The sequence below is a fragment of the Maritalea sp. YIW29 genome (genome assembly GCF_057219265.1).
Genome location: NZ_JBXVVF010000004.1, coordinates 55,625 through 74,585, shown reverse-complemented (window position 1 = coordinate 74,585; position 18,961 = coordinate 55,625). Strand labels below are relative to the sequence as shown.

Below are 18,961 nucleotides of genomic sequence, written 5' to 3'. Positions count from 1 at the left end.
GTGAAATGGTCGGATTTTCAACTCGTAGCCAGTGTTTCGATAAGAGTGAAGTCCGAGAATTGATGTTATGAATACTAAGCAGAATGTAAAGAAGGAATTTTTGAATTTAAGAAGTGCAATGAATGCTAGCTTGCCCGATTTTGCAATTGTTGGATTTTTCAGCTTTTTCATAAACTTACTTATGCTCACTGGCCCGCTATTTATGTTGCAGATCTATGATCGCGTTTTGGCAAGTCGTTCAATTCCGACGTTAGGCGTGCTATTTATATTGGTCACGGTGCTCTACGTCGCGCTCGCGCTCTTGGACCTTACTCGATCGCGTATCCTAACTCGGATTGGGGCTCAGATCGACAATCGCATCGAAACTCGAGTGTTCAAGAATTCGATGCATCGAAAATTAGACACTAACGATGGCGACGCATCGACACCACCGTTGCTTGAACTCAACACAGTTAAGCATTTTCTTTCTGGACCAGCACTCGTCACCTTCTTTGATGCACCCTGGGTGCCGATTTACTTGTTCATGATATTTTTGTTTCATCAGGACTTGGGGCTGCTGGCGTTGGTTTCAGCAATTGTGCTATTTATCATCGCTATTTTGAACGATGTGAGAATACGTAAACCCGTCAAAGATTCTTCGAGATACTCGGCGATTGCGCAACATATTGCGCGAACTGGTGAGCGAAATGCTGAAGTGCTTATAGCAATGTCGATGCTGTCGCCTTGGTTAGACCGTTGGAAAAAGCAACGCAATAACACTGCGCTAAATGAAATAAATGCGCGTGATCGAGCAGGAACGTTGAGTGCGGTTTCGAAGTCTCTTAGATTGTTTTTGCAATCTGCGATGCTGGCGGCAGGCGCTGCTCTTGTTATCTTTGGTGAAATAACACCGGGTGTCATGATTGCTTCGTCAATTATTCTGGGACGTGCGTTGAATCCAGTTGAGCAAGCAATAGTGCACTGGCGCGGACTAGTTCAATTCTTGCAATCTGCCCGAAAGTTGGATGTTTTTTTGACTTCGCTCCCACCTCCTACTGAGCGTATGCGGCTACCAAAACCGCAAGGAAAACTGGAAGTTCGAGGCTTACGAGTTTGTGTGCCGGGCACACACAAAATTGTTTTAAACAATTTAAACTTTGTTCTAAAATCCGGGAGTATCTTGGGTGTAGTTGGCCGCAGCGCAGCGGGAAAATCATGTCTCGCACGAACGCTTGTAGGTGTTTGGAAGCCATTGAGCGGAGAATTGCGATTGGACGGTGCTACTTTTGATCAATGGGAACCAGACCTTTTGGGGCATCATGTAGGGTTCCTCCCCCAAGATATCGAACTTTTCGACGGCACTATTGGAGAAAACATTTCAAGGTTTGCCGTGGATCCAGAACCGAGTGAGATAATAAGGGTGTCAAGATTGGCAGGCATACACGAAATGGTGTTGCAGCTTGGTGGGTATGACACGCCTGTTGGACAATTTGGAGCGCACCTGTCAGCGGGACAGCGACAGCGTATTGCACTCGCCAGAGCTATGTTTGGTGATCCAGCACTGATCGTATTGGATGAACCCAACTCAAATCTTGATGAGCAAGGCGAACTTGCGCTAGCAAACGCAATGAAGTCAGCTAGTGATAATGGCCAAACAATCGTTGTAATTACGCACAAGCTGAATGTCTTGGGATTGACGGATATGCTACTTGAGTTGACTGAAGGGACCCAAACGGAATTTGGGGATAGGGATCAAGTGATCGCGAGAATAAGAGGACGCGCCAAAACGAAGCCGGGAAGTGACCACTCGTCTCAGTCGCCAGGAAACAATTTGATTTCTACGGCGATTGTTGACCCTAAATCAACGGAAGTTCGAAAAAGCCAAAAAATTGGTTCCTCCAATGTATGGCGGGCCAGTACTTCTGATCCGAGTAACGACTGAATATGGTTAACGCACAAAACAATAGCAACCGATTCTGGGTTTTATTTGGATTCTTCGTAATAACCGTTATCTTTGGCATGGGCGGTTATTGGGCGGCGGCGACCAAAATTTCGGGTGCTGTAATCGCTAATGGGACTGTTGGGTTAGAATCCAATGTTCAGACAGTTCAGCATCTAGAAGGTGGCGTGGTTAAGAAAATTCTCGTTTCAAATGGCGATTTGGTGCAAGCGGGTGACACATTGCTTTTTCTGGATGCCTCAAGTTTGCAAGCGGAAGTCAATATTGTGCGAAACACAATTGGTGAATTGCTGGCGCGCCAGGCGCGTTTAGAGGCAGAAATTGACGGACTTGATAAAGTTGTTTTTCCAGACGAAATAATGCAAAGATTGGGTACGGAAACTGGAGTACGACAAATATCCCGGGCGTCTGCTATGTTTAAATTGCGCTTAGAAAGTCGCTTGGGCCTTAAGTCAATGATGGAGCAAAAAATACTCCAACTCGGCGAACAGATATTGGGCTTGCGCGCACAAATGAATTCGCAGTCCCAACAGGCAGAAATTTTGCAAGAGACGATTGAAAGAAAGGAAGAGGCGTACAAACAGGGTCTCGTTTCTAGAGACGCGATGGATCGCCTACGAAGTTCCCAACTCCAGGTTGTTGGGCGTGAGGGAGAATTGCGCTCTACAATTGCCAGTGTTGCAAGTGCAATTGCACAAGTTCGCCTTCAGATAATCCAAGTCGATGTTGACATGCGCGAAAGCGCTGAAAGTGAGCGGCATGAGGTTCTTTCGCGTATCGAGGAATTGCGAGAAAAAGAACGCGCCTTGCAAGATAAACTCTAGCGTACCATGATCACAGCACCAGTGACTGGATTTGTACACAATTTGGACATCTCTACAGTTGGGGGTGTAATTCCTCCATCAGGTCATCCCATAATGCAAATTATTCCGAAGAACGACGAGCTGATCATTGAAGCAAAGATACAGGTGGCTGACGTTGACCAAGTATTTGTTGGTCAGACCGCGTCCGTTGTTTTGTCTGCATTTGAAGCTCGCACGACTCCTGCGTTAAGCGCTACTGTGATAAGTATATCACCTGCACCGCTAGTGGATGAGGCAACGAGAATTCCGTTCTTCGAAATTCACCTAAAAATCCCAGAAAGCGAAATTGCACTACTCGATGGCAGCCAAGAGCTCTTGCTGGGCATGCCTGCAGAATTATTTATTCAAACAGAAGAGCGAACGCCACTTAGCTATCTTGCAAAGCCGCTGGTTGACCAGTTACTAAGGGCATTGAAAGAACAGTAATGTGTTCCTAGAGCGTAAACGGGGTCTTTTGAGTTATCCAGATTGGAAATAAAATAGTCGCCTGAGTTAGTTCAGTGTCCAAACTTGTAGTTGATCTTTTTTAGTGTGGCTCTTTTGCTCAGGCGTGCACCGAAACCGCTGGTATTTGCGTCGCGCAATCAATATTCTTCAAGAAGTCAAAATTCGTAGCACTGACATTGAAGAAACGGTTCTAAAAATTATGCGGTTGAAAAGTATTGATAAGTTCTTGAAAAATATGAATATGTTCGGAATTTGGCGCGTTAAAGACAGACAACAAAATGTTTCGGCCAGCCCAAATGTTGATGTGCAAGCCATCATAACTGATGCATTAGCAAATCAGCATAAAGTTTTGTATTCTAATGCTGACGAAACGCTTGTTTCCATGCCAGGTCTTTTTTTGTCTTTTCCATCAAACCAAATTAATCACGCTCTCTCATTTCTTGACCCGACATTTGATCGCGGATTGATTCATTTCTTGGCTCATGCGCTAATCCCGGGGGCGACGTTCATTGATGTTGGTGCGAACGTTGGCACTTTTGTGGCATTAGCCGCGAGAAATGTTGGCGCGACTGGAACTGTCATTTCTGCAGAGCCAAACGGAGAATTAACGTATTCAATTGATAGAAACGCATTTTTGAATGGCCCACTTACACCACACCATCACTATAATGTTGCAGTGGCAGACTATGACGGGCAAGTTCAGTTTCAAAGGTTCAAAGCTGATAGCCGCGTTTCTTCAATTTTTCATTACTCATCCGATGAAGTAAATGATCAGTACGAGATCTACACAGTTCCGGTTGTGAAGATGTCGAATTTGATCCCGGCAGCCAGTACCGACTTGGTCATTAAGGTCGATGCGGAAGGTGCCGAGTTTGCGATTTTATCAGACCTGCTAGCGAACAGCGCTCAATTGGCTGGGCGAAATACAGTTCTTGTTTTGGAATATGCGTCTGTTCATTTTGAGCGAGCTAGGAAATCGCCAAGTGAGTTTATTAGATTGCTTCGTGCTCATAATCTGCAAGCACACTTCATTCACCCTCAATCTGGCGTGCTTTTGCCCGAACCTTTAAGCGAAGAAAACCTTCATCTAAATGGTAACATTGCAATTGTTGTGGACAAAGACCATTTCGAAGCCGAAGCCGAAGCCGAAGCCGAAGCCGAAGCCGAAGCCGAAGCCACTCTTGGAGATGACGAATCTATCTTTAAGGAGCGATTGACACAGTTGCTGCTTCGCGAAACTGAAACTGAAGAAGTCAACTGCCAGTGTTGTGGCAAGTCGCTCAAATTAGGTTCACTTGAAACAAAGATTTCTCAGTGCATGTTCACCGAGATTGAATTGAAACGATACATTTGCGAGAATTGTGGTGTTGTATTTGGTCCTTTGTCTATTCAAACTTGTGCGGCCGATGAATTGAGTGAACTCTATGAACTGCTTTATAAGTTTTACGCAGAAGGTGGGAGTCTGCGAGATCAGGAGAAAACGTTTTATCTCCTAAATCCGTCAATTCATGATAAAATTCTAAATTACGCATGCGGGGACTGGGAGGAAGGTGCGGCTCATTTAAACTCGATAGGATGGCAGGTTTCTGGTTACGAGCCGTCTCAAAAAAATTCGTTCAGTAAAATCGTAAGCAACTGCGAAGAGCTTATTTTGGACGGCTATGATAAGCTCTTTTCGCATAACTTCATCGAGCATGTACAAAGCCCAATCACATTTTTCGATCAGTGCTCCAAACTGTTGAAGGTTAATGGCACTATGGCACATTCTACGCCTTGCTATAGTTACGTGTTCGAACAGTCGCCATTCCACTTGTTCTTCTACACAGGAAGTAGCATTGAGAAACTAAGTGGAATAGCTGGCTTTAGAGTTTTGGCAAGTCACAAAAATGATATGGCAAAAGATCAAATGGGGACCCGGTACGAGTGTTATGTATTCATCAAGGAATACAGCCGTAATCAAATATGAAAAGATGGTGTGTAATTGTACAAAGTGCTACCGGTCTTAATGCCCCTTTGGCGATTCTTAGAAGAACTCTGTTTTGCGTGCTGGGTTTCCGGACACTTTGGTGCCGTTTCGAATTCGTGAAACAACTACCGCACCGGCGTTTATTTTTACACTGTCACCGATTCTAACGTTGTCGATTATGGCCGCCGACAAGCCTACATTTGTGCCAATGCCGATAGAGGTGCGTCCCCCAATTTGAACGCCAGGTGCCAAAGTGCAATAGTCTCCAATTTGGCATTCGTGACCAATTCCGCATTGGTAGTTTACAGTCACAAAGCGTCCTAACTTCGCCTGTGATCCCACAACTGCTCCAGGACAAACTACAGTGCCCTTGTCAATTGAGGCAGCACGAACGATCGCTGAAGGGTGAATGAGACATTCGAAATTTGCCCCGCGATTCGACATTTTTGTACATACTTTTTCTTTGACAATGGGGTCGGCAATTGCGTTGAAAAATACGTCGTTAGACTTTATCTTGATTTCCTCTTCGTGGAAGGCGGGAGAATTGTGCACTTTTGGCGCAACTCCGTTTGGGTCACCCAAAAACCCACCGAAGTTTGCTTTTTCTGCCGGGCCAAGCAAATCCAATGCCCAATCGCAGACTTCGATAGCAAATGGGCCTGTACCAATTATAAACCAGCTCCGATTGGTCATTTTCACATCCAGTTGCTAAAGTTTCTTGAATCGATGGGATATGTTGATCTCACCTTCTTTGATCCTTTGTGGCATAAACGCTTCAGGCAACCGTTCCCTGAGCCAGCTCTTAAGCTCTTTTCGGCTCAGTTTTTGATTCTCGATAAACTGACAAACGAGCTCGATATGTTGGCCGGTGATAGGATTATCTACACCTTTTGCCTGTGCATGCAAAATTTGGGGATGCTCAAGTGCCGCCTTTTCAATCACACCTGGAAGTACCTTTTCGCCACCAATATTAATCCAATCTGTGGTCCTACCAACGATCTTGATCGAACCATCTTCCCGTGTCTCAACTAGGTCTTTGGTATCGTACCAGCCTTCTTCGTCAAATGGTGTCGCTGCATTGAGATACCCGATCATTCGGTTTTCGGACTTAATCTTTAGCACCCCGGCAACTACCTGCGTGTTCACACCCTCCCCGCCTACAAACATCCAAAGACTGTTACTTGCTTCGGACTTAACACGTAAAATACCAAGTTCAGACATGCCATAGGTTTGCCGAAAGGATACGTGGCGTAACTGTTCGCATAAGCGTAGTAAACTTGGCTCATCCATACGCTCAGTGCCGTATGTGATCACCTTTAGCGATTTAAGATTTGACGTTTCAAGAATACCACTTATTAGCATCATACGCATAAATGTTGGAGTAGTCGGTAGTAATTCGACTTGAAATTCTTGTATGTCTGAAATGATATCGGAAACTTGTCGGCTGGTCGGGATGATGACTGTACCTTTATTATAAAGCGTATGAAATAAAGTATTTATTCCCCCTATGTGGTCAAAAAGCAGAAAGTTCAACGTACGAAAGGTTGGTCTAGGCGTGCGGAACCGCGCTAGAAATTTTTCAAAATCATGCAGAATTGCTTTTGGCAACCCAGTCGAGCCAGATGAGAATAAAACAAGCCCCGGGTGGTTTACCCGTCGAAGTTTATCAATCATGTCATGTGATTTTCCATGATTGATGCGATAGATTGAATCATTGTCGACAACGACATCGACGCTCGCCGCATCAAAAAAATACTCGTGCTGAGCACGGGTGCTTGCGCTAAGCGGGACCAAAATTGCTTTCTTGTCGATGATTGTTATTAGCCGACGGATTGACTTTGCGTCAAAGTCTCCCACTAGCGCAACGACGTCGCCTGGCCGAATTGATCTAGCTACTTGATCATCGATTTGCAAAATGTCGTTCGGGCGAAGTAGGCTGGCCCGAGATAAAAAACATGGTTCGTTGCTGTTCCGGTAGAGATCTTGTAGCTCGGACATTAAGGACATTAGACACCTCCAATGTTAAAAATGTGCCCGCTTAACATTTTGCTTTCCTCACTGAGGATGAATTTCGTTAGGTCGGCTACGTCTGATTTTTCAAATGGCCGAGCGAGGATCTGTTGATTGATAATTTTGTTAATAGCACCAGTTGGAACATTGGCAATCAAATCGGTGTCTATAGGCCCAGGTGCAATAACATTAACCGTGGTACCGAAGTCGCCCATTTCGCGAGCAAAGCTCTTGCTGAAGCCTTCAACACCAGCTTTTGATGCTATATAGACAGACTCGCCCTTTAATGAAATTGGTACAGCGATTGTCGAAAAGTTGATAATTCTGCCACCCTTGTTTCGTGCAAGCCGCTTGGATAATGCAATGCAGCAGTTGATAGTGCCGATTAGATTGGTTTGAATAATTCTTTGCACCGTTTCAGGTGGTGTAGAAATTGCAAGATTCATGGATGCAACGCCTGCGGCATTGATGAGCGCGTATAGGTTTTTGTCCTGACTCGCTTCAGTGAAAGCTTGTTTGACTGAATGATGATCGCCAACATCGCATGCTATGCCTTCTGCTCCTTCTGGAGCTGTCCCGCTTCGCGAAAGTCCAACTACGCGATAGTTATCTTTGACCAATGTTTCACAAATACTTGCGCCCAGTCCTTTAGACGCGCCAGTTACGACAATTGTTTTCATTTGCTGTTTCACTTCGTCAAAGAAACTAGGTGTTCGCTTATGGAAGCGGGTGTCCGAAGAATTGAGTTTCTACCTGATAGCGCGCTATCGCCTGCCCAATCGAAATCAACGCCAAGTTCTTCATCGGCAAATTCCTCTAATGCAAGAAGAATTTCAACTAGTTCTCGAGAAGATACTATAGCCGCTTCACCAACAAGCGGGCTAGTGGCTTCAACTTGAAGCTTTTCTTTATCTTCAAGTACCTCTGCAATGGTATCAATGACTTTTGAGGTGCATTTTTGCTTATCGATCATTTTTGTCCCGCTTTGTTGGTGTGTAGGAAGTTGCAGCTATGGCAAACACATTGAGGTAGTCTTGTTGAACGGTTGACCAGTCCCGCTGTTGTTTGCGTTTGTTTGCTATGTCCCATTGGTCTGCATATAGTTTAGCTCCAGAGTCGAAGATGGTTGCCTGGAAAAGAGCAGAGAGTTCTGTCGGTTTATACGGATTGAAGCTAAAACTATCAAATGCGTCAAAGCTATCCAACCCTTCATTATGCGATAGATTCTTAGACAATAGTGTTGGCGTTCCCAAGCTTACCGCCTCATCAAACACAAAGGAACCTGTGCCGCCTTCAAAAAACGAGGCTGAAAGTGCAAGCGTTGCGCAATGATATAGGGCGGCGTGCACTTTGTCGGGAACCCGAGGAATAGCAAGTACGTCGAAGTGGAGCCCGCGATCCCTTACATAACGACCAATAGGGTTGTGCGGATCATCAATCCCCAAGTCCCCCGTCATTATTAACTTTAACGGACGATCGGCGTCTCGGTTGTAAGTTTCAAGTGCTCTTATCGCACAGAGCGAGTTTTTATATGGTCGGTTTTGTGTCGAAACAACAACGTAGTCGCTTCGGTGAAATTCCATTTTTCTCAAATACGATAGTTGTTTTCCCGCAAGGTAGCCGGTGCCGCCCGCCGGACTTCGTGGCAATCTCTCAAGATGTGCTTTGATCAATAGGGATGCTTCAAGCAAGCTTGGTTCAGTTTTCTTGATTCGACCAAGATTGAAGGATTTGTCAATATTCAACGATTCCAAATGATGCGAGATATCGACATAGCCGTGCGGCACGACGCTTATTTTGTCGGCAGGATAATTAAAGATATCTTGAATATGACGTTTGGAAACATGATTGGAAATCGCAATTATGCGATCGGCATATGATAGCACATTCTTGCACATATTTCGAGAGGCATTTATTGCTGCTGGGCTGAACCCCGTTGGCGCATCGTGAAACACGAAATCTGCAAATAAAAACACCTTGGGGCCTTTTAGGTGTATTCCGCTTTTGTAACCAATATGGGGGATATACCAACAGTCGATGTCGCCAACTCGGCTGACACGCTTAGCAAAGTATTTAAGTTCGTTTTCGACTAGTGAGCGAAGGATTGAAGATGTTGTTATTCGTCCTAGCAATGCTTTGAATTTGTTGCTGATGGATTGACGCGTCTTAATCGCGAGGTTTTGCAGCGCGAGTGTTCCGACAAACTTGAGGAATTTATACAATAGGAGAAGAGGCAAGCCGATTAGAAAAACAAATATAGTGGCGACTGTCGCCAAAGTACCTAATAGTACACTTAACAATATACCTGTTGGAGACCATCTCATTTGGCCGAGCAACCATAGCAGGATTTGATGGAACACAGTGCCAGCGTTCGTAACTGGGGACGTTTGTTGCGACTTAGGTATATACTTCCAATTGTTCTTTACATCTGCGGCCTGGACGCCAAATTGAATCAAGATATTTGAGTTTGTTGAACGCCTTACTTCGATCTTGGAACGCTGCTCACTCGTGAACTTTCTCAAAAATTCGTCCACATCTTGGTTGCGCACCCAATCGGGTATCATCAACACGTATGTGTCATTCTGATCACCTGAAACACCGGATAGGACAAACCCAAGTAAGCGAATTAGCCCTTCATATTTCCAAGATGATTTTGGTGCGATCGGCAGCCAAACCCCAATTTTCATCTGCTCGCTACCTTCGTCATCAATCCTAAGAATTCAGTTACATCAAAAGTTGCAGAATTGCGACTTGGGGCGCTTTTGGTTTTTTTGGAGTCGTTCCCAAGTGTTCTGTTGATCTGGGCTTCTAGAGAACGTTTATCCAGCTTAGACACCGTTTGAATTCCACGACCTGTGTTACTCCGGTTTGTCCCCAATTCTTCATCCCAGATCATGAGTATTGATTTCCCAAGCTTTTCAGCAATTCTCAATCTGTAGTCGGAGGGGTCAAATAGCGGGCCAATTAGCATAATCTCACATTCAGCGATTGCCGCGCTAGCGGAGCTAAACGAACTTGCAAATGCCGATCGGCTTTCCCACTGTAGCACGGAATGGCCTTCCGAATTCGGTTGGTTCCCAACTGGAACAATTATCATTTGATCAACAGAAATTAGGTCATCTCCACAACTATTTAATTCAGCCAATCTGCCAAGTGCTGTGCGCGACTGATGAGTGGTTGGAAAGTGGACCATATACTTTCCCTTTGGCGGATCAATTGTTTGGTCGACTTTTATCCTTGTTTCCGACACTGGTCGGCCGACATTTGCTGGTACGTCGTACAATAGGGCCATTGAACGCCAATCGTTCATTTGCTTTGATGTAGCGAACCAAAGCTGGTTAGCACCACGCAGAGTGTCTATTTTGGCTTCGGTTTCCTCTACCGGGCCATTCCGAAGCACGGCAACTTCTTCTGCTATGAATACAGCGTAGGGTTTGAGCGGCGCTAGTGTTACAGATGGAAGTCCACCTACAACAATCCAAAAGTCGCAATCGCGGAAGTCCAATCCACCGTCTAGTGGTCGGACTGTCATGGTGTATTTGCAATCTATTGCGAAGGCCTGTTCGAATTCGTTTTTATCCGTGCACAGCCAAGTATAACCGCGAACCTCGTTCCACTGGCCGGATTGATTGCGAAAGCAAGCCTCCGCATGACTATTCACGGGCGCGCCTATAACGACGTAATGCCCTTCCGCGTGAATAGTAGCTGCAAAATTGGCGGCAATATCTGCGCCAACTTCGTCCGTACCAACATGTAGTACGGCAATTTTGAGAGATTTCATGTGGCTACACTCTCGTGATAAATGCTAATTGCTTCATCAATGGGACCGTGAAAGCGACATTTCCCGCCTTGCAGCAATAGACCTGTTGTACAGACGTCGCGCAACAAATCCATGCTATGCGACGCGAGTATGATGACGTTAGCGTCTTTCAGCAAGGACTTCATTCGATTTTGGGCCTTTTCGACAAAGTTAGCATCACCTGCGCCAATCAACTCGTCCATAATGAGAATGTCGGGAACAATTGCTGTCGAGACCGCAAATGCGAGGCGGAGGTACATACCAGTGGAGTATGTTCGCATCGGCAGCTGCAAAAATTCTCCAAGTTCAGAAAAATCTCGAACCGCGGGTATCAATTCACGAGCTTCCTTACGACTTAGCCCCATAAAAATTGCCCGACGGACGATGTTCTCTTGGCCCGTAGCTTCAGGGTCCATTCCCATGGTAATATCTGTCAGTGATGCTATGCTACCGTCAACAGTGACGTTGCCAGCTGTTGGTTCCAGAATCCCGGCGCAGACTTTCAAAAAAGTAGTCTTGCCGGCACCGTTGTGACCAAGTACGCCAACGCGATCACCTTCTTTCATGTTGATGTTTACATCAGAAAGCGATTCTACTGTAGTCATCTGTTTGGACGATGTAAGTTTACCACCAACAGCCTTTGCCACCGAACCTTTAAGCGAGGCATTACGCAATTCAAATAGCGGGTAGCTTACTCCCACATTTTCCAAACTCACTGATGTCATGGTTTTACCACGCCTTGTTGAATTGTTTTTAAAGCCAATAGGTGATTTTTGCTCTGTAGCGTACAAACACATAAGAAGCGAGGATTACAGCAACCAGCGTGTAGCAGCCAGCAACAATCCAATAAATCAAGGATGTCTGAGGCCCTAGTACGGGTGCGCGCAACAGATCAAGAAATACCGCAAACGGGTTCACGGTCATGTAAGCTTGTGCGAACGGTGGCAAAGCCTCGGGTTTCCAAATTACAGGCGTTACAAAAAATGCGATCTGAATGATGCTACCGACAAGACTCGCAACGTCCCTAAATCTTAATCCCGCGATTGCCAAGAACGTACTGGCGGCGACAACAGCGATTGTTGTGAGAATAAACCCTGGAACAATCATCAGAATGTTTAAGGTGATTGGGATTTGGAAATATAGAAAAATGGGCACAAGGATCAGCAAATTATGCGCGAGAATAATCCAGTGCTTTGTTAGATTGCTGAGAACAAAAGTAAACTTTGGGATGTTTACTTCGCGTAAATATCCGCTTGCGGCTACATAAATACCAGGTCCATCAAGTAAGACCCCGGTAACGTAAGACCAAAAAATATGGCTTACGGCGATAAATGGCAAGAACTCGCCGACTGGAAGTTTCCAAAGAAACGACCAAAGTAAACCAAGAGACATTACCATTACAAATAGCGAAATGGTTATCCAAAACTGGCCAATTCTTGAGCGCCGGTAACGAGATTGAATGTCGGTAAGACCAATTAGAACAAAAACAGGCCAACGAATTAGAGCATTTAGTACATCGTCATATGCGCGGCTGAGTTGTGTCTGTCGGCGAAGTTGCCCTAAGCTCATTTTTTTGCGCCTACTACTGCTGCTAGCAAGTTGCAAATCCTGACAATTTCTTCATTAGTTAGTTCAGGGAAGCTGGGCAGACTAATACCCCTGCTGGAGATGTCCTCTGCAACTGGCAATGAAATATGTTCACTTTCCAAATAAGGCATGTGGTGCGCACAGATAAACACGGGGCGTGTTTCAACTCCATTTGCTCCCAAATACTCCATAACTTCGTCTCTAACATGACTGTTAGAAAGTAAAAACGAGACTAACCAATAGTTGCTCTGAAAATCTTTTTCAGGCTGAGATTGCCATTGCAAGGGCAAACTGGTCAAGTTTTCACGATAACACTCGTAGATACGATTCTTCTCTCGGCTAATTGTATCCAATTGTTCAAGCTGAGCAACGCCAATTGCCGCCTGAATGTTCGTCATCCTGTAGTTTACACCGAACCGATCATGCCAATATCGTCGCGAGACAGACATACCTTGGTTCTTGGTGATGCGCATATTTTCGGCCAGTTTATCATCGTTTGTGATAATTATGCCGCCTTCTCCGCAAGTAATTGTCTTGTTACCGAAGAAGCTGAAGGTTGCGACATCAGAAAAATGGCCAACATGCAGGGAATTTACGTGCACACCTGCAGCTTCTGCAGCGTCTTCTACGACGTAGAGGCTGTGTTTCTTCGCAAACGCGGCTATTCCTTCCATGTCACATGTAAACCCGTATAGATGTACAGGCATAATAGCTTTCGTTTTGTTTGTAATTTTTGAAGCAGCGTCGGCTAAATCAATAAGCCAATTTTCCGGAGTGCTTTCCACAAAGACTGGAATAGCGCCGCACATCAAAATTGAATTGACGCTGGCAATATAGGTAAAACTTGGGACAAGTACTTCGTCGCCCTTACCAATTCCAAGACAGTGCATCGCAAGGTGTAGCGCAACAGAACCATTGCTAACCGAGATTGCATGTTTTAATCCAGTGAGCTCACAAAAGTTCGCTTCAAACTGCCCAATGTATTTTCCTCTAGACGAAATCCAGCTTGTATCTAAGCAGTCAGCAACATACTTTTTTTCATTGCCGCGGAGATATGGTTGGTATATTGGCGTTTTCATGGCCGAAAATTTCCTTTCAGAACATCGAAGCCTGGTCTTCAAAATCTAAAGCAGATCCAGAGCGCCGTTATCTTCATTGTTTAGTCCGGCATCGCGCAGAGCGAGTTCTTTGCGCGCGCGGATCAAGTCAGATTGGACCATTTCTTCAACCAGTTGCGAGAATGTAATCTCAGGTTCCCAGCCAAGAACTTCTTTCGCCTTTTTCGGGTTACCTAGCAGGGTTTCCACCTCAGTTGGGCGGAAGTAATCCGGATCAATCTCAATAATGCAGTTCCCATCTGCATCATATCCTTTTTCATCAACTCCTTTGCCTTGCCATGTGATTTTCATGCCCAAAATTTCGGCGGCACGTTCAATAAACTTGCGCACGCTATGCTGCTCACCAGTGGCAATCACGAAGTCTTCCGGTTGTTCTTGCTGCAACATCATCCATTGCATTTTTACATAGTCGCGAGCGTGCCCCCAATCGCGCAATGCATCGATGTTGCCCATATAGAGTTTTTTCTGCAATCCAAGTTTAATACGAGCGAGCGCGATTGTAATTTTCCGCGTAACGAAGGTCTCACCTCGTTTTGGGCTTTCATGATTGAACAAAATTCCGTTACATCCAAATATGCCGTATGCTTCTCTGTAATTCACGGTAATCCAATATGAGAACATCTTCGCGACGGCGTAAGGCGAGCGCGGATAAAATGGTGTGGATTCTGATTGTGGTGACTCTTGAACCAATCCGTACAATTCAGACGTAGAAGCTTGATAGAACTTCGTTTTCTTTTCAAGACCCGCTGCTCTGATTGCTTCAAGTACTCGCAATGTGCCCAAGCCGTCAACATTGGCAGTATACTCTGGTTGCACGAACGAAACAGCAACATGGGACTGCGCAGCAAGGTTGTAAATTTCGTCGGGGCGAATTTCAGAAACGAGTTTACTTATATTTGCTGAATCAGACAGATCACCGTAGTGCAAAAACAATCTGGCATCTTCACGGTGAAAATCTTTATATAGGTGATCGATGCGCTCAGTATTGAACAATGAAGTCCTACGCCGAAGACCGTGAACAACATAGCCCTTGTCTAAAAGAAGTTCAGCCAAATATGCACCATCTTGGCCTGTGATGCCTGTAATTAGGGCGACTTTTTCACTCATAGTATATAGTTTCCATGCTCAACGGTTTTCTTGGGCTTATATCAACGGTTCGGTCGCAGGACAAACAAGATTGATCCACGTCATAAGGCCTTCGTGTTTATCCGTTGTTTGTGACACGCATCAAGCATTGCTAGTTTGGAACAGCTAAAGTATGGCTTCTCGCGAAAAACACCGACAATTCGAGTGGTGATTAGAACAACTTCAGTTAAATTGCAACTGCAATTTTTTTTAAAACTTAGTTTGGATTAAAGCAGCATTATCGCCTATCTTTGATCAAAAAACAACGAACAAAGATGGCTGAATTTTGTGGCTCGAAACCTCTCATCTATCACAACGCGAATGCCGAAACCAAGGTTAGGTTCAATGAAGAAGTCATTTAAGCAGGTTGAAGAATGTGGAAACCCGCCGGTGATTTATCATGACTATTTTGCGATGTGCGGTGGTGGCGAACGATTGGTTTTGATACTGGCTCATGCTCTTCGTGCTAATTTGGTTTTTGGGTTTAAATCAGCAAACTCATTTCCGGAGGAAGAATTTCCAAAGGGACGGAAATCGTTAGAACTGCCCAAAGCATTTCGCCGTTTCGGCCTTCGAGCAATTTTTCTTTCTTTTCTCTTTCGAATTCAATCAAGATCCGCTGGAAAATTCGAGACGCGAATTTATTCCGGGGTTTCAGCGCCTTTTGCAGCGCCGAAATCAAAAGTGCCAGGAAAAAATGTATTCTATTGCCACACTCCGCCGCGCTTTCTTTATGATCAAAAACGTCACTTTATGTCAAAAATCCCTTCGATCTTACGACCTTTGGCCAATTATGCATTGACGCTTTTCGAGAAAAAATATTTACAAGCAGTTTCGCGAATGGACATAATTCTGACGAACTCTGAAAACACCCGTGCTCGTCTAAAAAAATATACTGGATTAGATTCTGAGGTTGTGTATCCACCCATTGACACCGAAAGTTTTCGTTGGCGTGAGCAATCTGACTATTACCTTTCGACAGCGCGTCTTTCTCCGCTGAAGCGGGTTGAACGGATTGTTGAAGTGTTTTTGGGGTTGCCAGAAAAGAAACTGATCGTTGCGTCAGATGGAGATCAGTTGGAATGTCTGAAAGAATTGGCAAAAAACGCTCCAAATATAGTATTTACAGGTAGATGCAGTGACAAGGAGTTAACTGACCTTGTTGGCAGAGCTATCGCAACTATTTATCTTCCAGTTGACGAAGATTTTGGAATGTCCCCCGTGGAGTCCATGGCTGCTGGGAAACCAGTAATTGGTGTTGCAGAGGGAGGCCTTTTGGAAACGGTGGTTCGTGGAGAGACTGGAATTCTGCTGCCGAAAAGCTTTACTAATATACAGTTAGCGGAAGCAGTTGAAAAACTCAGCCCAAAACGCTGTGTGAAGATGCGTGCCGCATGTGAGGATCGCGCAGAACAGTTTGGAAAGAAGAACTTTATCAATAAGATAGGCGCGGTTCTAAGTGAGATGTGAAGTGATCAAACCTGAAGCACTTCTTGATATAGCTTAATGTACGCCCTATTCATTTTGTCAGCTGTGAAGAATGCATCGAATCTTTTTTTAGCCCCCGCGCCTAGTTTTGCTGAAAGAGCCTCATTTTCCCAAAGATCCAGCATGGCCTCTGCCAAGGCACTCGCATTGTTAGGCGGGATAACAATGCCCGTTTCGCCGTCAACATTTACATAACTCGTGCCAGTGCCTATCTCGCAAGAAATCATAGGCTTGCCCGCGCGAGCCCCTTCCAATAGCGAGAGACCGAAGGCTTCGGATCGAAAATTGGATGGGAATACAAATGCTCTGCTGAGCGAATGTAGCGCTTCTTTGTCGGGATCAGATATCTCCCCGACAAGTGTGACATTGTCAGATTTATGATCTTCTAGTTTTTGGCGATCGTCGCCCGCGCCAGCAACTACAACTGGCAGGCCATTTTGTCTAGCCGCCGCAAGGAGAACTGGAAGGCCTTTGTAGTAACGAAACGCTCCCACAAAAAGAAAAAAATCAGAGCCAACGCGTTGCCTCCATTTGTCAATTAGTTCGTTAGATGGTTCGACCCGAGGCCCAATTCCAAGTGGGATGATCGAGGTTTTCTCTTCATAGCGGGGCAAAACGGGACTGCTTTTCAAATAGTTAGGTGAAGTTGCGACTATGTGGTCCACGCTTTGGAGAAATCGCGTCATGATTGGGCGGTAAAACAAACGCAGCACTTTTTGTTTAACAATATCGGAGTGATATGTCACAATTGTCGGTTTTTTAACAGGAGATGTCAGTTGCAGCAAATCGGCAGATGGCCAGGGAAAGTGAAAATGCACAACATCTGTATCTTGCACGAGAGCTCGAAACTTCGAAAAAATTGATATTGACAAATCGTTTGAAGAAATTTGTGCATCACGCTTTGCTTGATGGGAATAATGGTGCGCAATTTTGAAAGGCTCGATTGTAGATTTCTCACCCAGAGACAAAACATGGCTTTCAATTCCACTGCATTTTGTTCCTTCCGATATCTGCCAAATAACTCTTGGAATTCCTGTAAAGTTGTCCGGCAAATAACTCTTGTAGACGTGAAGTATTTTCAAGTTGTGTCCTTCAAGTACCTATGGAAAAGCGTTTTTCAAGCGACTTATCGCTAGTTTTCTCAAAATTGTTCCAGTTCTACGCCGTGGATTTGACAACCTAACCATGTTTGTCTTCTTCATTGATGTGAATTAGGAAGGCCTCATATTTTCACACCTAATAAATGGGACATAAGAAATGGTGAACTATTATGTCGTTGCGTCTCTTCTCTTGAAGAGTGTTCTGAACAAGATTTGAAGGTCTAATGATATACATTGCAATCGAATATAGTTTTCATCACATCTAGAGATCAATATTGGTTCACTCATATCGATTCCGTTTACCTGTGAAAGCCCTGTTATTCCGGGCAGCACATCGTAAATTCCACGTTTCGTTCGCCTTTCTATCAGTTCCAATTGATTGGGCAAACACGGGCGTGGGCCAACAAGTGCCATTTCCCCTTTTAGGATATTCCAGGCCTGTGGAAGTTCATCAATTTTTGTGAATCTGAGAAATCTACCAACGCGTGTGATTGAGCTTTCACCAATCTCGTGCGTTCCTAATTGAGGCGTGCCGGTAGTCATAGTTCGAAATTTCAAGCAATGGAATATCTTTCCATTTTTTCCGACACGTTTTTGTCTAAAAAGGCCGGCTCCTGAGGAGTCGAGTTTGATGACTATCCAAATGATCAGCAATAACCACCAAAATCCAAGGATAATTGTGAGTGAAAATCCAAGGCCTAGTGCCCTGTTGAAAACTCCATAGACTCGATTTTGACGTTGACCTTTCGTCTGGATAGCGTGGTTCACTGTTCCGTCATTGACAATAGACTTGATTGAAGATGACAGACGTACAAGGTTGGTCGTTGGCCAAAATGCATGAATAATTTGTTGTCCTATTCCATAAGTAGATTTTGCAAGCGGGTTTGGATTAGAGTTTTCATTGACTTCACCGTTTGAACTGCAGAGCGCGGAAATGTACAAGTTAAAAACATTGGCTTGTGGGAATTGGGCGAATGTGTCAGGTGATTTGACACATGTACCCGAGTGTATCTCGGTAGCTTGCAGTTTCAGATCTGCAATGAAGGAGATTTTTATCAACTTGGGGATATTTGTCTCATTGGGGGCAGCGCAAAAACCTGAATTATGACAAACGGATGTATTTGCTTCGCTCGGTGTTGGCTGAGCAACGTAAACCATTGCGTCAAAGTAATTCGATTTATCAACTATTGAATCAAATCCTTTATGAATAGAAAGTTCAAAATCTTTTTCAAGCAATGAAATCAAGGCGCTATCTAATTTGCTGCCATTGTCAACAAGCAACACTCGTTTTCTATATTTGGGGAAATCAATTGGTTTTGCCAACACTGCCATCTGGTGCCTTTCAATCCAAGTTGGACCAAGGATTTCGTACCAATAGTCCATTGCATTCAACCAGGCAATGCGCTTCTTGTGCGATTTCCATCGGATATCTTATTGTTCTATGAATTCGATGTTTTCGTCTTCACCTAATGGTCGGCGGGGCCCTGCCAATCCCAATGCGTCTTTGATGGTTTTTCGG

Annotated in this window: 17 protein-coding genes; 5 read left to right on the top strand and 12 right to left on the bottom strand. The window is 44.7% G+C overall.

Annotated elements, in window-relative coordinates; genetic code table 11:
* Nucleotides 1-118: 118 nt before the first annotated feature.
* The 4 genes from AC2D8L_RS16390 to AC2D8L_RS16375 all read left to right on the top strand — a co-directional run bounded on the left by AC2D8L_RS16390 (nucleotide 119) and on the right by AC2D8L_RS16375 (nucleotide 5,215).
* Entirely contained in the window at nucleotides 119-1,921 is a 1,803-nt protein-coding gene (locus AC2D8L_RS16390) for a type I secretion system permease/ATPase (RefSeq protein ID WP_484686581.1), read from the top strand.
* Nucleotides 1,922-1,923: 2 nt separating this feature from the next.
* On the top strand, nucleotides 1,924-2,763 hold the full coding sequence (locus AC2D8L_RS16385; RefSeq protein ID WP_484686580.1) for a hypothetical protein: 840 nt from the start codon (nucleotides 1,924-1,926) through the stop codon (nucleotides 2,761-2,763).
* Nucleotides 2,764-2,856: 93 nt separating this feature from the next.
* Nucleotides 2,857-3,228 carry a beta-barrel domain-containing protein gene (locus AC2D8L_RS16380; protein ID WP_484686579.1) on the top strand — a complete coding sequence of 124 codons (372 nt, stop codon included), beginning with the start codon at nucleotides 2,857-2,859 and terminating at the stop codon, nucleotides 3,226-3,228.
* 145 nt (nucleotides 3,229-3,373) lie between these two features.
* Nucleotides 3,374-5,215, top strand: coding sequence for a class I SAM-dependent methyltransferase (locus AC2D8L_RS16375; protein ID WP_484686578.1), 1,842 nt, complete (start codon nucleotides 3,374-3,376; stop codon nucleotides 5,213-5,215).
* A 57-nt stretch (nucleotides 5,216-5,272) separates the two neighbouring features.
* On the opposite strand, the gene AC2D8L_RS16370 is transcribed toward AC2D8L_RS16375, so the two are convergent.
* The 10 genes from AC2D8L_RS16370 to gmd form a co-directional block, all read right to left on the bottom strand.
* Nucleotides 5,273-5,908 (bottom strand): acetyltransferase, encoded by a 636-nt coding sequence (locus AC2D8L_RS16370; protein WP_484686577.1) that lies wholly within the window; start codon nucleotides 5,906-5,908, stop codon nucleotides 5,273-5,275.
* Between the two features lie 15 nt (nucleotides 5,909-5,923).
* On the bottom strand, nucleotides 5,924-7,072 hold the full coding sequence (locus AC2D8L_RS16365; RefSeq protein WP_484686576.1) for an ANL family adenylate-forming protein: 1,149 nt from the start codon (nucleotides 7,070-7,072) through the stop codon (nucleotides 5,924-5,926).
* 149 nt (nucleotides 7,073-7,221) lie between these two features.
* Nucleotides 7,222-7,905 (bottom strand): SDR family NAD(P)-dependent oxidoreductase, encoded by a 684-nt coding sequence (locus AC2D8L_RS16360; RefSeq protein WP_484686575.1) that lies wholly within the window; start codon nucleotides 7,903-7,905, stop codon nucleotides 7,222-7,224.
* Between the two features lie 8 nt (nucleotides 7,906-7,913).
* Entirely contained in the window at nucleotides 7,914-8,198 is a 285-nt protein-coding gene (locus AC2D8L_RS16355; RefSeq protein WP_484686574.1) for a hypothetical protein, read from the bottom strand.
* Complete coding sequence (locus tag AC2D8L_RS16350) at nucleotides 8,188-9,774, bottom strand: glycosyltransferase family protein (protein ID WP_484686573.1); 1,587 nt, start codon at nucleotides 9,772-9,774, stop codon at nucleotides 8,188-8,190. The genes AC2D8L_RS16355 and AC2D8L_RS16350 overlap by 11 nt, the downstream gene beginning before the upstream one ends.
* Before the next feature lie 134 nt (nucleotides 9,775-9,908).
* Nucleotides 9,909-11,006, bottom strand: a complete 1,098-nt coding sequence (locus AC2D8L_RS16345) for a hypothetical protein (RefSeq protein ID WP_484686572.1) — start codon at nucleotides 11,004-11,006, stop codon at nucleotides 9,909-9,911.
* Nucleotides 11,003-11,749, bottom strand: a complete 747-nt coding sequence (locus AC2D8L_RS16340) for an ABC transporter ATP-binding protein (RefSeq protein WP_484686571.1) — start codon at nucleotides 11,747-11,749, stop codon at nucleotides 11,003-11,005. The genes AC2D8L_RS16345 and AC2D8L_RS16340 overlap by 4 nt, the downstream gene beginning before the upstream one ends.
* Nucleotides 11,750-11,777: 28 nt before the next feature.
* Nucleotides 11,778-12,593, bottom strand: a complete 816-nt coding sequence (locus AC2D8L_RS16335; RefSeq protein WP_484686570.1) for an ABC transporter permease — start codon at nucleotides 12,591-12,593, stop codon at nucleotides 11,778-11,780.
* Nucleotides 12,590-13,690 carry a DegT/DnrJ/EryC1/StrS family aminotransferase gene (locus AC2D8L_RS16330; protein WP_484686569.1) on the bottom strand — a complete coding sequence of 367 codons (1,101 nt, stop codon included), beginning with the start codon at nucleotides 13,688-13,690 and terminating at the stop codon, nucleotides 12,590-12,592. Before AC2D8L_RS16330 ends, AC2D8L_RS16335 begins: the two co-directional genes overlap by 4 nt.
* 45 nt (nucleotides 13,691-13,735) lie before the next feature.
* Nucleotides 13,736-14,836 carry a GDP-mannose 4,6-dehydratase gene (gene gmd / locus AC2D8L_RS16325; protein ID WP_484686568.1) on the bottom strand — a complete coding sequence of 367 codons (1,101 nt, stop codon included), beginning with the start codon at nucleotides 14,834-14,836 and terminating at the stop codon, nucleotides 13,736-13,738.
* Nucleotides 14,837-15,199: 363 nt separating this feature from the next.
* Here gmd and AC2D8L_RS16320 point away from each other — a divergent pair, with 363 nt between their 5' ends.
* Nucleotides 15,200-16,324: a glycosyltransferase gene (locus AC2D8L_RS16320; protein ID WP_484686567.1), complete on the top strand. Its 1,125-nt coding sequence runs from the start codon at nucleotides 15,200-15,202 to the stop codon at nucleotides 16,322-16,324.
* 5 nt (nucleotides 16,325-16,329) lie between these two features.
* On the opposite strand, the gene AC2D8L_RS16315 is transcribed toward AC2D8L_RS16320, so the two are convergent.
* Both AC2D8L_RS16315 and AC2D8L_RS16310 read right to left on the bottom strand, forming a co-directional pair.
* On the bottom strand, nucleotides 16,330-17,424 hold the full coding sequence (locus AC2D8L_RS16315; protein ID WP_484686566.1) for a glycosyltransferase: 1,095 nt from the start codon (nucleotides 17,422-17,424) through the stop codon (nucleotides 16,330-16,332).
* A 186-nt stretch (nucleotides 17,425-17,610) separates the two neighbouring features.
* Nucleotides 17,611-18,825, bottom strand: a complete 1,215-nt coding sequence (locus AC2D8L_RS16310; protein ID WP_484686565.1) for a sugar transferase — start codon at nucleotides 18,823-18,825, stop codon at nucleotides 17,611-17,613.
* Between the last annotated feature and the right edge of the window lie 136 nt (nucleotides 18,826-18,961).